The sequence below is a fragment of the Alteromonas sp. ABH4_457 genome (assembly GCF_056160625.1).
This window is the reverse complement of sequence record NZ_JBSWXN010000002.1, coordinates 596,891-611,175: the sequence shown is the minus strand read 5'-3', so window position 1 is coordinate 611,175 and position 14,285 is coordinate 596,891. Positions and strand designations below refer to the sequence as shown.

General features: G+C 49.2%; 14 protein-coding genes and 1 pseudogene. 10 read left to right on the top strand and 5 right to left on the bottom strand.

Annotated features, from left to right (window positions below; translation table 11 throughout):
* Positions 1 to 43: 43 nt before the first annotated feature.
* Positions 44 to 2,395 carry a TonB-dependent receptor gene (locus tag ACXAGR_RS05865; RefSeq protein ID WP_474848656.1) on the bottom strand — a complete coding sequence of 784 codons (2,352 nt, stop codon included), beginning with the start codon at positions 2,393 to 2,395 and terminating at the stop codon, positions 44 to 46.
* Positions 2,396 to 2,772: 377 nt separating this feature from the next.
* On the opposite strand from ACXAGR_RS05865, the gene ACXAGR_RS05860 reads away from it, so the two are divergent.
* Together ACXAGR_RS05860 and ACXAGR_RS05855 are read left to right on the top strand one after the other, a co-directional pair.
* Complete coding sequence (locus tag ACXAGR_RS05860; protein ID WP_474842202.1) at positions 2,773 to 3,792, top strand: LacI family DNA-binding transcriptional regulator; 1,020 nt, start codon at positions 2,773 to 2,775, stop codon at positions 3,790 to 3,792.
* Between the two features lie 42 nt (positions 3,793 to 3,834).
* Positions 3,835 to 5,136 carry an MFS transporter gene (locus ACXAGR_RS05855; RefSeq protein ID WP_474842200.1) on the top strand — a complete coding sequence of 434 codons (1,302 nt, stop codon included), beginning with the start codon at positions 3,835 to 3,837 and terminating at the stop codon, positions 5,134 to 5,136.
* A 23-nt stretch (positions 5,137 to 5,159) separates the two neighbouring features.
* Here the strand turns inward: ACXAGR_RS05855 and ACXAGR_RS05850 are convergent, their stop codons facing one another.
* A complete protein-coding gene (locus ACXAGR_RS05850; RefSeq protein ID WP_474848654.1) occupies positions 5,160 to 5,627 on the bottom strand; it encodes a LysR substrate-binding domain-containing protein in 468 nt (155 codons plus the stop codon).
* Positions 5,628 to 5,642: 15 nt separating this feature from the next.
* Positions 5,643 to 5,810, bottom strand: a pseudogene (locus tag ACXAGR_RS05845) (helix-turn-helix domain-containing protein); the annotation flags it as partial.
* A gap of 15 nt (positions 5,811 to 5,825) precedes the next feature.
* Here ACXAGR_RS05845 and ACXAGR_RS05840 point away from each other — a divergent pair.
* The 5 genes from ACXAGR_RS05840 (at position 5,826) to lexA (ending at position 8,636) form a co-directional block, all read left to right on the top strand.
* A complete protein-coding gene (locus ACXAGR_RS05840; RefSeq protein WP_474842406.1) occupies positions 5,826 to 6,302 on the top strand; it encodes an aldehyde dehydrogenase family protein in 477 nt (158 codons plus the stop codon).
* The gene (locus ACXAGR_RS05835; RefSeq protein WP_474848652.1) at positions 6,229 to 6,708 is read left to right on the top strand and encodes an aldehyde dehydrogenase family protein; all 480 of its coding nucleotides are present in this window, start codon (positions 6,229 to 6,231) and stop codon (positions 6,706 to 6,708) included. The genes ACXAGR_RS05840 and ACXAGR_RS05835 overlap by 74 nt, the downstream gene beginning before the upstream one ends.
* A gap of 61 nt (positions 6,709 to 6,769) precedes the next feature.
* Complete coding sequence (locus tag ACXAGR_RS05830; RefSeq protein WP_474842194.1) at positions 6,770 to 7,033, top strand: aldehyde dehydrogenase family protein; 264 nt, start codon at positions 6,770 to 6,772, stop codon at positions 7,031 to 7,033.
* Between the two features lie 41 nt (positions 7,034 to 7,074).
* Entirely contained in the window at positions 7,075 to 7,752 is a 678-nt protein-coding gene (locus tag ACXAGR_RS05825; RefSeq protein ID WP_474848650.1) for a type 1 glutamine amidotransferase domain-containing protein, read from the top strand.
* 257 nt (positions 7,753 to 8,009) lie between these two features.
* Positions 8,010 to 8,636 (top strand): transcriptional repressor LexA, encoded by a 627-nt coding sequence (gene lexA, locus ACXAGR_RS05820; RefSeq protein WP_119503154.1) that lies wholly within the window; start codon positions 8,010 to 8,012, stop codon positions 8,634 to 8,636.
* A 101-nt stretch (positions 8,637 to 8,737) separates the two neighbouring features.
* Here the strand turns inward: lexA and ACXAGR_RS05815 are convergent, their stop codons facing one another.
* Both ACXAGR_RS05815 and ACXAGR_RS05810 read right to left on the bottom strand, forming a co-directional pair.
* Positions 8,738 to 9,877: a serine hydrolase domain-containing protein gene (locus ACXAGR_RS05815; protein ID WP_474848648.1), complete on the bottom strand. Its 1,140-nt coding sequence runs from the start codon at positions 9,875 to 9,877 to the stop codon at positions 8,738 to 8,740.
* 109 nt (positions 9,878 to 9,986) lie between these two features.
* Positions 9,987 to 10,559, bottom strand: coding sequence for a YceI family protein (locus ACXAGR_RS05810; RefSeq protein ID WP_119503152.1), 573 nt, complete (start codon positions 10,557 to 10,559; stop codon positions 9,987 to 9,989).
* 407 nt (positions 10,560 to 10,966) lie between these two features.
* Here ACXAGR_RS05810 and coxB point away from each other — a divergent pair, with 407 nt between their 5' ends.
* From coxB to ACXAGR_RS05795, 3 genes are read left to right on the top strand one after another with little or no spacing between them, the layout of a single operon-like run.
* The gene (coxB, locus tag ACXAGR_RS05805) at positions 10,967 to 12,052 is read left to right on the top strand and encodes a cytochrome c oxidase subunit II (RefSeq protein ID WP_474842404.1); all 1,086 of its coding nucleotides are present in this window, start codon (positions 10,967 to 10,969) and stop codon (positions 12,050 to 12,052) included.
* A gap of 9 nt (positions 12,053 to 12,061) precedes the next feature.
* On the top strand, positions 12,062 to 13,684 hold the full coding sequence (gene ctaD / locus ACXAGR_RS05800; RefSeq protein WP_474848646.1) for a cytochrome c oxidase subunit I: 1,623 nt from the start codon (positions 12,062 to 12,064) through the stop codon (positions 13,682 to 13,684).
* Positions 13,685 to 13,693: 9 nt separating this feature from the next.
* Positions 13,694 to 14,284: a cytochrome c oxidase assembly protein gene (locus ACXAGR_RS05795; protein WP_119503150.1), complete on the top strand. Its 591-nt coding sequence runs from the start codon at positions 13,694 to 13,696 to the stop codon at positions 14,282 to 14,284.
* Position 14,285: the final 1 nt, after the last annotated feature.

Genomic DNA, 14,285 nt, shown 5'->3' with positions numbered 1-14,285 from the left:
ATAAAAGCAACGTTGTCTTTTATCCGCGAAATGTACCACCGGGTTAGTAAGCGCCGAAGCGGTATGTAAATTCAACACCCATATAACGCTGGAAGTCTCTGGTCAGCTGCGCGTTAATGTTGCTCTGATCAAAGATAGCGGTACCGATTTGAGCAACATAGGTGTCGTTGAGTGCGTTTTTCGCAAATACACTGGCGACCCATTTACCGTCATCAGCCTGCAGACCGACAGTCAGATCCAATACGCTGTAGCTTGGCAGAATAAGATACGGTGCCTGGTTCTGATTCATCTGGGTTTCATCCTGCCAGCGGTAATTGGCGCTGACGAACATATCCATGTCGCCGTCCAGGTAGATGTTGTATTTGCCGGACAAAGTAAACTTGGTATCCGGAGAGTTAGGCACATCTCCGCCGGTAATCGACTGGAAGCCGTCAATACAGCCTTGTGCTGCTGTTTGATTGAAATAGCATTGTTGATCCTGGAATTCACCGTAGGTTGCATCGATAAAGGCGACACCACCACTGATCAGTAACTCAGGGACAGGCTTGGCGTTAAACTCTACTTCCAGACCTTCGGTGATCACTTCACCGGCGCTGGTGAGTGAGAAGGTCACCGTTTCCGGGTTGTAAGCCTGACCCTGGAAATTCTCGAAGGTAGTGTGGAAACCGGTGACAGACAGACGCAATCTGCGGTCGAAAAACTCTGAACGCACGCCGCCTTCCCAGGCTTTGTTTGTTTCCGCCGGTACCGGTGCGGTTCGGCTTTCGTTCAGCGAGAAAATCAGGTCGAACGCAGGGGCTTTGTAACCTTCGGCATAGCTACCGAAAATCATGGTGGTATCGTTGATATCGTACGACAGCGCCAGGCGACCTGTCAGTGCGTCGTCTTCGGTTTCATTGGTGAAATACCCGGCTGACGCAGGCAGTGCCGGTAATCCTGAGAACGGGCCGGTAATGACTGTAGCGCCGCGGGCGAAATCAAAAGATATTTCATCTTTGGTGTAGCGCAGGCCCAATGACGCAGTAAAATCTTCGGTTACATCCCAGTCTGCCTGACCAAAGAATGCGTAGTTGCGGGTATCAACTTTTGAGTCCATCGCAGCAAAACCGATGCCTGAGCCTTCTTCTGAACAGGCGACAGTGCCCACAGCCGGATCGTAGGCATCGGCGCAGCGCATCACTTCACGTTCAAAATAACGCTCAACGGTTTGCTCCCAGTAGAATGCACCCGCTGTCAGGAAAATATTATCAGTGGCCTGGCCGGATAAACGCAGTTCCTGTGAGAACTGGGTTTGTTGCTGATCGCCGCCGCCGGAAGCGCCGTTTTTGGTGAACAGTACATGGCCTGTTACCGGCGACGTGTACGGATTGATATCTGCATCCTGAGCTGTTTCCAGGGTGAAGCCGCGATAAGCAGTAATTGAGGTCAGCGCAAAGTCTTCAAAGCTGTGGTTGTATTCAACTGAGATCCCGCCGGTTTCAGTGTTGGAATATGCCGGACTGGCAATCTTGACCTTGTTGTTACCCCAGGATACATCCACGTCGGCATAGTCTTCTCCTAACTGATGCAAGTCTGCCAGTGAACCCCGGCCAATACTTTGTAAAACTGACGTACAGCAGTCCCTTTCCTGCTTGGAATAATCGGCAATAATATAAACGTTGTCATTCATACCCAGGTCGATATCGAGTTTACCTCTTACACCTTTACTTTCGTCTCCGTTGATGGTGTCGCCATTAGTAACATTTTCCACAAAACCATCGAAATCACGGTTATAAAAAGACAACCGTCCGCGCACATTGTCACTGATCGGGCCGGTCACCTGACCCATCATGCCCCAGGCGTCATCATCAGTGAGCGTAAGGCGGACTTCACCAAAGAATGAATCTTCCGGACGTTTAGTAAAAATACTCAGTACACCACCGGAAGCATTTTTACCAAACAAGGTGCCCTGCGGTCCGCGTAGTACTTCAACCCGGTCAATATCTGCCAGATCCGACAAAAACTGTACCGTACGGCCAAGGGGGACACCGTCAATGACTGTACTGACAGTAGGTTCAACAGCAGTCTGGAACGCGGTGGTACCAATCCCGCGAATGTTCACACCGGAACCACGCATATCGCCGGACTGGTTAAATGTCACCGACGGACTTACCTGAACTAAGTCCTGGAATTCTGTGGCCTGAGCGGCATCTAAAATTTCGCCGGATACTGTGGTAACGGCAACCGGTACTTCCATGAAGCCCTGTACCCGCTTTTGTGCGGTGACTTCAATGACCTCCAGTTGTGAGTTCGTTTTCGCGTCATCACTGGTGTTGTCCTGAGCCGCGGCATAAGTGGATGTCATCGTGCCCAGTGCGAGCAACAATGCGCGATTTAGTGGTTTTTTGTTAAACATCGGATTTTCTCCTCAGAGTGTAGTCCTTTTCGGGGCTGTTATCAGCACCCGGCAAATTAACGGTTTTTATTTTTATCACTCACCGGTACGGCAGATTCCGGTGTGGCAAATGTTTAATATCTGTTAAATGTTTAACAATCATACTACGTTGATATTTGAAAAGTCTATCGTTGTCTTTTAACTGTTTGTTAAATTAGTTAAGTTTAATTTTATGATTTAATTTATATTTATTTTACATATTCTGAATGGTTATAAATCTATTTTTATATAATATATGCTATCGTTGTCTATTTGCGAAACTTTTTACAACTTGATGGATTCTCTGTCAGGTGTCTTCTGTGGCACAATGTGTTCATAAATAAACGAAGCTCGCCATAATGAAGACGGATAAGAATCTCACGGTACATGATGTCGCCCGGGTTGCCGGTGTATCAATTAAAACGGTATCGCGTGTATTAAATAATGACCCGACAGTCAGAGATAAAAATAAAGAAAAGGTGCTCAGTGCAGTGGCCGTTACCGGCTACCGGCCGGACCTCAATGCCAGGCGCCTGCGCACCAAACAGTCTTATCTTATTTGTCTCTTATATATGGACTATGCCTCGAACTCCTATTCGGCGAGACTGACATCCGGTGCTATCGAAGTGTGTGACGAAGCTGGCTACGATTTACTGGTGCGGCCGGTAAAAGACAGAACCTCGCTGGCGGAACAGGTTAAGGCACTGGCGGAACGTTCAAACCCTGACGGTTACATTCTTACGCCACCACTGTGTGATGATCAGGGAGTATTGTCAGTCATCGAAGCTGAACAAAAACCGGCGGTTAAAATTCTGCCTATGTCACTGGACGCCAACAGCTGCGTCTCCTGTGACATTGTGGCCGGCGTGAAAGAGGCGGTGAGTCATTTACTTACGCTGGGGCACCGCCGTGTTGCGATCATTAATTTTAACAATGTACACGGTGGCTTACTGCGTTATCAGGGCTATGAAGAAGCGCACCGCGATTTTGATATTCCTGTTGATACATCGCTGGTTTTTCAGGGCCCTATGTCGTCAGATGAAGAATATGAAAAGATTATCCGCCATCTGCTGTCCGGGGACGATCGCCCCACCGCATTTTTTACCTTCAATGATTATCTTGCCACTCTGGTTTACAAAGTGGCCAGCCAGCTGAAATTGCGGATCCCTTATGATGTATCGGTGATAGGTTTTGACGACGACCCTTCCAGTAAGAATCTGTGGCCACCACTCAGCACTGTGCACCAGCCGGTGGGCAATCTGGGACGCGCAGCGGCCGGCAAGCTGATCCAACAGCTTGTGTTGCATCGTCCCTATGAAGAGAAAGAAGATCTGACTTGTAAATACGTGCAGCGAAGCTCCTGCGGGCCGCTGCTCTGATATGAATATGCCGGTTGCTATCCCGCCCTCCGGAAGCTGCTCATGCTGACATCTTTCCAGAGACAGGCCTATGCATCCGGTGCTTTTACTAAAAGTACACTCTGGAACTTTACTGATTTACTGCTGCTTTATTATTTTGCCGATATACAGGGACTGGGGGCAGCGGCAGCGGGCCTGATCCTGATGGTGTCTCTGCTTGTATCCGGCGTGCTGGATATCTCGCTGTCTCTGCTTCTCGACAGATATAATTTGCACTACCAGAAAGTCATCGCCTCAGGTGCGCCGCTGACAGTACTGTCGTTCGCTATTTTGTTTTATCCCCTGCCGGCCGGTGCGGACTACCTGTTTACTTTTTATCTTGTGGTGACCATCCTCTTTCGCATTGGTTATGCACTGGTAGACATACCTCACAACGCGATGATGGGGTCACTGACCAGAGACAGCCATGAGCGGACACGTCTGTCTTCATCCCGCATTTTTTATAATTCCTGTGCAATCCTGCTCTTCGCCGCATTTGCCGGCGATACACTTGCTATGCTGGAGTCACAGGATAACGGGATGCGGACTATCTTGCTTATCACGGCAAGCGTGTTCATGCTGGTGAATATTTATTTATGTATTTTGCCGGTCTGGCGGGAAGGTAATCTGACAGCGGTCAAACACCCGCCTCCGCTCAGTAAAGCATTCCGTGCACTCCTGCGAAATAAGGCATTCATGGTACTGGCGGTATATTCATTACTGCCGTGTATCTTTATTCCGGTGTTCTACAAATCCGGCGTTTACTTCGCAAGCATGCTTTTTCACGACGAGAAGCTGACGACCTGGTTCATTATGAGTCTGGCGGCAGGAAAGCTGGTGGCGCTACCCTGGTTTAACCACCTCTCACAGCGCATGGAAAAGCATCATGCCATGATCCTTGCGCTGGCCGGGCTGGCTGTGACTTTCCTTAGCTTTCTTCTGCTGACCCCGGCCACGATGACCGGTGCATGTGTTTATTTCGCTGTTTGTGGTTTTTTCTCAGGCGGACTGCTGGTACTGGTGTGGTCAGCATTACCAGACACCATTGAGTACGGTGCGAGGGATCAGGGGATACCTAATCAGGCGCTTACCTTTGGCGCATTTCATCTGGTGATGCGGATAAGCGACGGGCTGTCTTTTGCTGTGATTGCCGGTGCGCTGGAATATGCGGCGCAGAGTGCAAACGCTGATATTGAGTCTGTGCTGTTTGTCGAAATCATTTCGCTGGTAGCCAGCGCAGGCTGTCTGCTCGGGGCTGTGGTGCTCTGGTTTTATCCTCTCACCCGGGCGGTGCATAACGCGTTAGCTACTGAAAAAGATAAGTAATGGCGCCGGGGTAAACGGCGACATTACGACCATAATTGAGTGAGTAAGGTCTGTCTTGCGTGAGCAACGCGGACTTGACGTAAAGCACTGGGTAACCAAATTAGGTAGTAGTGAATTTCATGTGTACCAACTGGCGAAGGGATCTCCATGAGTTCGCTTTGAGCAATTTGCTGCTGACATAAGAACTCGGGCATAACAGACCAACCAAAGTCTTGTGCTGACAATATGCGCTTTACGGTACTTGGAGCGGCCACTGGGAGTAATTTACTGGTATAAATCAGCTCGCTTTTTAAACGATCATCTAAGACTGGGTGGGCTGAGATTCCCAGATCACAGTGCCCCTCAAGTAACATGTCCGACACCATACTGCCGTTACCGGTGTGCATACGAATTTTCACCCCCGACTCCAATAACGGTAGCATCGGTACACTGAGTATCTCAGCTATAAAATCCGCATGTCCGACTATCTGCAAGACACCAGAGATGTCCATTGATCGAGCTCTTGCTTAAGCCAAAGCCGCCTCAGCTACTTCCAGCTTATCACCAATGTCCATGGCTAATTCATCCGCTGTGGAGGTAGGCTCGACGCCACTAGAAGAACGCTCAAATAAAGGTCGCCCAATGGCCACCTCTAGTCCTGCAATGTGTTGTGATACAGCAGGTTGCGTCAAGTTAAGTGACCGCGCTGTATAAAATTAATCCGTGATAACCATAAAGCCATTGCTTCTGCCATGAGCGAAGATTTTGGACACCGTAGCTTATATCAGTCTTACGTGGCCGATATGGTAACAACCAGTAATATGTTGCAACACGCCATCGATAATCTCGATACCTGGATGGAGGCAGAACAAACCGCCTCACCTGATCCTGAAATGCACACTGAAATACAGTTTCAACCGTTAGGGATTGTTGGTGTCATTAGTCCCTGGAATTTTCCAATCAATTTAGCATTTGGACCGTTAGCTGGTGTATTTTCAGCGGGTAATAGCGCCATGTTAAAACCTTCTGAACTGACGCCTGAGACTTCAGAATTATTGGCTGAGTTAGTGGCCCGTTACTTCGGCCCTGAAGAGCTAACCGTAGTACTAGGGGATGCGTGCTGCTGCAGAGAACCTTGTGCCAGTGACTCTGGAACTGGGTGGAAAGTCGCCTGTTATGGTGGCTAAAGGTGCTGACCTGAGCAAAGCAGTTGAGCGCACATTAACGATTAAATCCTTTAATGCAGGTCAAATTTGCCTGTCACCAGATTACGTTTTGCTGCCTGCAGAGCAAACTCAAGCGTTCAAAGCTCAAGCGCGAGAATTTATGGGACAAACCTTCCCAAGCATTCAAGAAAATACCGATTACACCGCAATCATTAACGAACACCATTACCAGCGCTTAGTCGATCTATTAGAAGATGCACGTCAAAAAGGCGCAGAGATCATCAATCTTGCGCCGCAAAATGAACCGGCTTATGACGCCTCAAGCCGTAAAATCGCTCCGCATCTAGTGATTGGGACAACCGACGATATGGCAATCATACAGGAAGAAATATTTGGTCCATTATTGCCCATTCGTCTGTATCAATAAGAGGACGAGGCAATTGATTACATCAATCAACACCCTCGCCCTTTAGCCGCCTATTACTTCAATGAGGACAGCACAGCAAGTATTTGCACAACAAACGACTTCCGGAGCGCTGGTCATCAACGACGTCATGACCCATGTATCTATTGATGAGCTGCCTTTTGGTGGTGTGGGCGCGTCAGGTATGGGGGCTTACCATGGTATTCATGGCTTCCGCCAGTTCTCTCATGCCAGGGCGGTGGTAGTACAAAGCGAAGCGGGTGTATCAAATCTTCGATTGCGAGCACCGTATGCAGACAAACAAGCAGCCGTAGACGCTTTTTTTTAATCATTGATTCATCCATATTGTTAAAAGATAGAGAGGTTTATATGAAAATCTTAATGGTACTTACATCGCATAATGAGCTGGGTAACACCGGTGAAAAAACAGGCTTTTGGTTGGAGGAGTTTGCAGCGCCTTACTACACCTTTACAGATGCTGGTGCTGAGTTGGTGTTGGCTTCACCTCTGGGGGGACAACCACCTCTGGATCCGAAAAGTGATTTGCCTGATTTTCAAACCCCTGCGACTGAGCGATTTAAGCAAGACCAACAGGCGCAGCAAGTACTGGCGAACACTGTCAAACTTGAAAACGTGTCACACACAGATTTTGATGCGGTGTTTTATCCGGGCGGCCATGGCCCCCTGTGGGATCTTGCTGAGTCAGAACAGTCTGTTTCACTGATCGAAGCGTTTGAGCGGGCAGGCAAGCCAATCAGTTTTGTGTGTCATGCCCCTGGGGTCCTGCGTCATGTAAAAACTGATAACGGCGAGCCGCTTATCAAAGGTCGTAAAGTTACTGGCTTTACTAACGGAGAAGAAGCGGGGGTGGAGTTGACTGATGTGGTGCCATTCTTGATAGAAGATGAATTCATTCGTCTTGGCGGTCACTATGAAAAAGGTGCGGACTGGGAGCCTCACGTAGTTGAAGATGGCCGATTGATTACAGGCCAAAATCCAGCCAGCTCCGAAGCTGTCGCGCAAGCCTTGATTAAACAACTTGCATAATCTCCCTCAAATTTAGCCGGTGGCGTTCTGATTAGGAGGCCCCTGGCTAAAATTTCTTGATAAGAAGATACCTTTTTATTCCCAAGGAGAACTAAAACAGCGTATTACAATGTACAACTAATGCATATCGTTGCAATGAAAACCAGGCGCTGTTAACTGCGCCCCCTGAATAAGCGTAATAATTTCGCCGGCAGCCCTTGTCAAACCAGCGCAACTGTATATACTCACAGGAACTGTATAGAAAAACAGGGCTGTTTATGCGTCCACTTACTCCAAGACAAACGGAAGTTCTCGAACTGATCAAAACCACCATGCTGGAAACCGGCATGCCGCCCACCCGTGCGGAAATTGCGAAGCAATTAGGGTTTAAATCAGCTAATGCAGCAGAAGAGCATTTAAAGGCGCTGGCCCGTAAAGGTGTAATCGAAATTCTGGCGGGTACCTCACGGGGTATAAAGCTGAATATTCCGCTGGAAGCAGAAAACGATGAAGACGCAGGCTTACCGTTAATCGGCCGTGTTGCGGCAGGTGAACCTATTCTGGCGCAGGAACATGTGGAAATGCATTACAAGGTCGACCCTGATCTGTTCCACCCCCGTGCGGATTTCCTGTTACGTGTAAACGGTATGAGTATGAAAGATATCGGTATTCTGGATGGTGATCTACTTGCCGTTCACCGAACTACTGACGTGCACAATGGGCAGGTAGTTGTTGCCAGGGTTGATGAGGATGTCACGGTAAAACGTCTGGAAAAACGCGGCCGCGAAGTTTGGCTGCATGCAGAAAATGAAGAATTCGATACCATAAAGGTGGATCTTGCTGCTGAACCATTCAACATTGAAGGTCTGGCTGTAGGTGTAATCCGCAATGCTGACTGGATGTAAGTCCTTTCGCTAAGCGCGGTGCAATAACTATTGTGTGCGCTGGCCACAGCGCTAAAAATTGGAAGGGCGATGATATAAACCATCATCGCCCTTTTTCTTTACTATTGGCTGGTATGTGCAAAGTGCAGTGTCTTGAGCGCCAGCAGAAAAACATCAGCATTGTCTTCACCACTGACATTTTTTACTACAGTAACCGCTGTTTTATGTTCACGGCAAAGAATGGTCATTGTAATGCCGCCCATACTGCCACCTGAGTGCATCACTGCATCAGGAATATCGTCCATCAAAGCCAGCGCGCTCACGTTATCTTTATACGCTTTACGTTTTTTGTAATCGCCAAAACCGGTTTTCCAGCCTATGCCGAAGCCCACGGTTTCACCATTGTTAAGCCTGGCAGGAGTAAACATGGCGCGGGTAGTCTCTGGTTTCAGGTAATCGCTTGCCACATGGGCTACAGCAAACCGGACAATATCTGACGGCGTAGAAATAAAACCGCCGCCGGCCCATTTATAGCTGTGATCCGTTTGTGGCGCATTAATCAGCTCACCTTCGTGTACGGTGTAAGGTCTCGCCCGGTGATCGATGATGGTGTACTGGTCGTCAAATACCGTGTTGTCCAGTTTCAGCGGCGCGAACACTTCTTCGTTTATGATGGCGCGGAAATCCCGGGACGCGTCAGCCCCTTCCATTGCGGCACTGACCAGTGTCCAGGCAAACGTTGAATAACGGTGATCTGTGCCGGGTGCAAACAGCAGTGGATCATCTTTAAACATCGCCAGTGCACTGTCGATATCCGGATAACTTTCATTCAGAAGGAATTCATTGGCACCTTCTTTGTAGTGCCTGATGCCTGCTGTATGTGAGGTAAGCTGGCGCAGAGTAATGACCGGTTTATCAGCAGGCCATGCGCTGACGTATTCAGTTACCGGTTTATCCAGATCAATGTTGCCCGCTTCCGCAAGACGCATTAATCCGGCCGTAGCGATGAGTTTAGAGACACTGCCGATACGCACCTTGTGATCTGTCGTCATCGGTACATGGTTTTCCACGTCGGCAAAACCGTAGCCTTTAGCCATCAGCATGCCCTTATCGTTGCCCAGTGCCATGGTTATACCCGGCACTGTGTCATGACTTACCGCTTCTTCAAACAGAGCGTTAATAGCGCCGGAAGGAAGATCTTTGGCAAAAACAGAGGGTGTTAAAAATAACAGAAAAGAGGAGAAAACAGCGCGGCGCAACATAGAAGCAATCCCTGACAATAAAAACAATCAGACTACCGCAGTTAACAGGCCGCTACCAATAAAAAAGCCCGCTCGCGCGGGCCGGGCATCTGGACGGTGATGCGAAAACTTATTTAGCTTGTGCTTCTGTGGTGATGTGCAGCGTGACTTCGTCACTCACATTCGGTACATACATATCAATCCCGAAGTCAGAACGCTTGATGGTGGTCATTGCATCAAAACCTATCGCTTCTTTCTGTGTCATCGGGTGTACACCTGAACCATTCAGAGTGACATCCATAGTGACGGACTTAGTCACACCTTTGATCGTCAGATCGCCGGTCACTTCCATCGTCTTATCACCTGTCATTTCAACATCTGTACTGGTGAAGGTGGCAGAAGGAAACTTCGCTGCATTGAACCAGTCAGCACCGACAAATTCTTCATTCAGCTTTTTAACAAATGAATCAATGGTATCAATTTTCACCGACACATCGATTTTGCTGTCTTCCGGCGCGTCTTTGTCAAACACGATGGTGCCTTCAGCGCCGTTGATGGCGGCTGTCGGGTTAGAGAATCCGAAGTGATTCCATGAAGCGATAACGCTGGTGTGAGTAGGATCAATCTGATAGCTCACAGGCGCCGCGAATGCGCCTGCACTGATTAAACCTGAAACTAATACTGCCGGGATAAATTTATTCATTACACATTCCTTTCATAACGTTGATGTCACAAGTGTGAGGACGATTTACTTACCTATAATACGGCGTTCCTTAAATACGGATGTGTCGAAGATCTGAACGAAACATTCGAAATATCAGAATGAAGTGCTTTGACCCTGTTTCTGAGGCCACCCCGGCCATTTATTTTTTCAGAAAGACTAGACACAAGATGAAATCTGTTTAATTCTTATACCGTTGTTAACGAAAAAATAACAAAAATAGATAAAAATTAACAGGCGGATAGCCTGATACGACAGGGTCCTGTGAGCAGGGTATTACACAAGATCCTCCATCACGGAGGTGTTGAGTGAAGAAACTCGTATGTAACGCAATGATGGTTTGGGGGTTAGCGATGTCTGTTATTCCGGCGTCGCTGCAAGCAGAAACCATGGCAACATCAGACCGGGCAGGTGAAATCAACCTGAGACAAGGTGTCACAGACATCAGTGGACAGGTGTACGACCTGCATATGCTGATGTTCTCAATTTGTGTGGCCATCGCTGTGGTGGTGTTCGGTGTGATGTTTTACTCCATGTTCAAGCACCGTAAATCCCGGGGCGCCAAACCGGCGCACTTCCACGAAAACGTGAAAGTAGAAATCGCCTGGACAGTCATTCCTTTCCTGATCCTGATATTTATGGCCGTCCCGGCAGCACAAACCCTCATCGCGATGGAAGATGCCAGTGAACCTGAAATGACGGTTCTTGTCACCGGTTCCCAGTGGAAATGGCATTACAAGTACATGGACAGCGATGTGTCCTTTTACTCCATCATGGCCACACAGCGTGAGCAGATTGAGAACAAATTCGAAAAAGGGGAAAACTACCTGCTTGAGGTAGATCGTCCTCTGGTCATTCCTACCGGACAAAAAGTCCGCTTCCTGATCACCTCTGACGACGTTATCCATTCCTGGTGGGTGCCAGATTTCGCAGTAAAGAAAGATGCTAATCCGGGCTTCATCAATGAGGCGTGGACCAAAGTGAATGAGCCCGGTATCTACCGTGGACAGTGCGCTGAACTGTGCGGGAAGGATCATGGTTTCATGCCGGTAGTGGTGATTGCGAAGAGCCCGGATGAATATAAAAACTGGATGACAGAGCAGGAAGCCATTGTGAAACAGGCGAAAGAAGAAGAGCAGCGCCTGCTGGCCATGAGCATGAGCAAAGAAGAGCTGATGAGTACCGGCGAGAAAGTGTACAACGCGACATGCGCAGCCTGCCATATGCCTAACGGTCAGGGGTTGCCGGGCGTTTTCCCTGCACTTAAAGGCAGTCAGATGGTATTGGAGGATCAGAAAGCGCACATCGATATTGTGCTTAACGGTAAAGCAGGCACGGCCATGCAGGCGTTTGGCAAGATGCTGTCCCTGAAAGATATCGCTGCGGTGATTACCTACGAGCGTAATGCCTGGGGAAATAACACCGGCGATGTGATCCAGCCTAAAGACGTTAATGCAGTAGCAACCGGTAAATAGGAGCGTGCGATGAGTAAAGCAACTGAAACTATGACGCCGGAGCACATTGCGGCACATGATGAATATCACGATGATCACCACGGACACGGCGCTCCGGCAGGCCTGATGCGTTGGGTGCTGACAACTAACCACAAAGATATCGGTACGTTATATCTGTGGTTCGCCTTCATCATGTTTCTTACTGGCGGCGCGATGGCGATGGTGATCCGCGCCGAACTGTTCCAGCCCGGTTTACAAATCGTAGACCCGAATTTCTTTAATCAGATGACCACAGTGCACGGCCTGATCATGGTATTCGGTGCTGTCATGCCGGCGTTTACCGGTCTGGCTAACTGGCTGATCCCCATGATGATTGGCGCACCGGATATGGCATTGCCCAGAATGAACAACTGGAGCTTCTGGATCCTGCCGTTTGCATTTTCCATGTTGTTAGGTTCACTGTTCATGGAAGGCGGTGGCCCGGCTTTCGGCTGGACCTTCTATGCGCCGCTGTCGACGACATACAGCAGCGACAGTACCGCGCTGTTTGTGTTCTCAGTCCATATTATGGGGATTTCCTCCATCATGGGCGCAATCAACGTAATCGTGACTATCTTTAATATGCGTGCGCCGGGTATGACGTGGATGAAAATGCCACTGTTCGTCTGGACCTGGCTTATTACTGCATTCCTGCTGATTGCTGTAATGCCTGTACTGGCTGGTGCAGTGACCATGGTGCTTACCGATAAATTCTTCGGGACGAGTTTCTTTGATGCTGCCGGCGGCGGTGATCCGGTGATGTTCCAGCATATTTTCTGGTTCTTCGGGCACCCTGAAGTCTACATCATGATCTTGCCTGCTTTTGGCATTATCTCGCAGATTGTGCCGACCTTCGCCCGCAAGCGCCTGTTCGGCTATGCCTCCATGGTGTACGCCACTGCCTCCATCGCCCTGCTCTCATTCATTGTCTGGGCTCACCATATGTTTACCACAGGTATGCCGGTGTTTGCTGAAATGTTCTTTATGTTCGCCACCATGCTGATCTCCGTACCCACCGGCGTGAAAGTGTTTAACTGGGTGGCCACCATGTGGCGGGGTTCCATGACCTTTGAAATCCCCATGTTATTTGCTCTGGCCTTCATTGTGCTGTTCACCATCGGTGGCCTGTCCGGATTGATGCTGGCAATCACCCCTGTGGATTTTCAGTACCACGATACTTACTTTGTCGTGGCCCATTTCCATTATGTTCTGGTGACCGGAGCGGTGTTTTCCATTATGGCTGCGGTGTATTACTGGCTGCCCAAGTGGACCGGTAAAATGTTTGATATCACGCTGGCTAAGTGGCATTTCTGGTGCTCACTGATTTCCGTGAATGTGCTGTTCTTCCCTATGCATTTTGTGGGACTGGCGGGTATGCCGCGGCGGATCCCTGATTACTCGCTGCAATTTGCTGATTACAACCAGTGGATCAGTATTGGCGGGTTTGCTTTCGGGTTATCCCAGCTGATTTTCCTGGTACTGCTCATTAAAGCCTGCAAAAAGCAGGGCGAACCGGTTACGTCACAAGTGTGGGAAGGTGCAGAAGGTCTGGAGTGGGAAATTCCCTCTCCTGCTCCTTACCACACGTTTGAAACGCCTCCGGTTGTGAAGTGAGTTATCAAAATGGACAACCGCGCAGCCGGTAACCGCACCCTTACCCTGCGACTGCTTGTGGTCGTAGCGGGTATGTTTGGCTTCGGTTTCGCTCTGGTGCCTTTGTATGACGTGTTCTGTGATATCACCGGTATCAACGGAAAAACGGCTAACCGGGCCGCAGTGTGGCAGGGCAAAGATATCGATACCAGCCGCACAGTGACCGTAGAATTTATTACCCGCACAAACAGCGGTATGCCCTGGGAATTTCGTGCAGAAACACAGCGTGTGAAGGTGCACCCCGGGGAAGTGAATACCGTGGCGTTTTACGTCAGAAACCCGGCTGCCAGTAACATCATTGCTCAGGCAATTCCCTCTGTCAGTCCGGGACAGGCGGCCCTTTATCTGAATAAAACAGAGTGCTTTTGCTTTAACCAGCAGCCCTTACAGGCTGGTCAGGAAGCGTGGATGCCTATGTCGTTCTACGTGGATGCCGGGCTGCCAGAGGATATTACCTATTTTACCTTGCAGTACACACTGTACGACGTGACCGCCAGGGCCGGCGATCTGAGCGGCAGTGACAACCCTTATTTACGACAGCCTGTAAGCGGCAGCCGCTGAC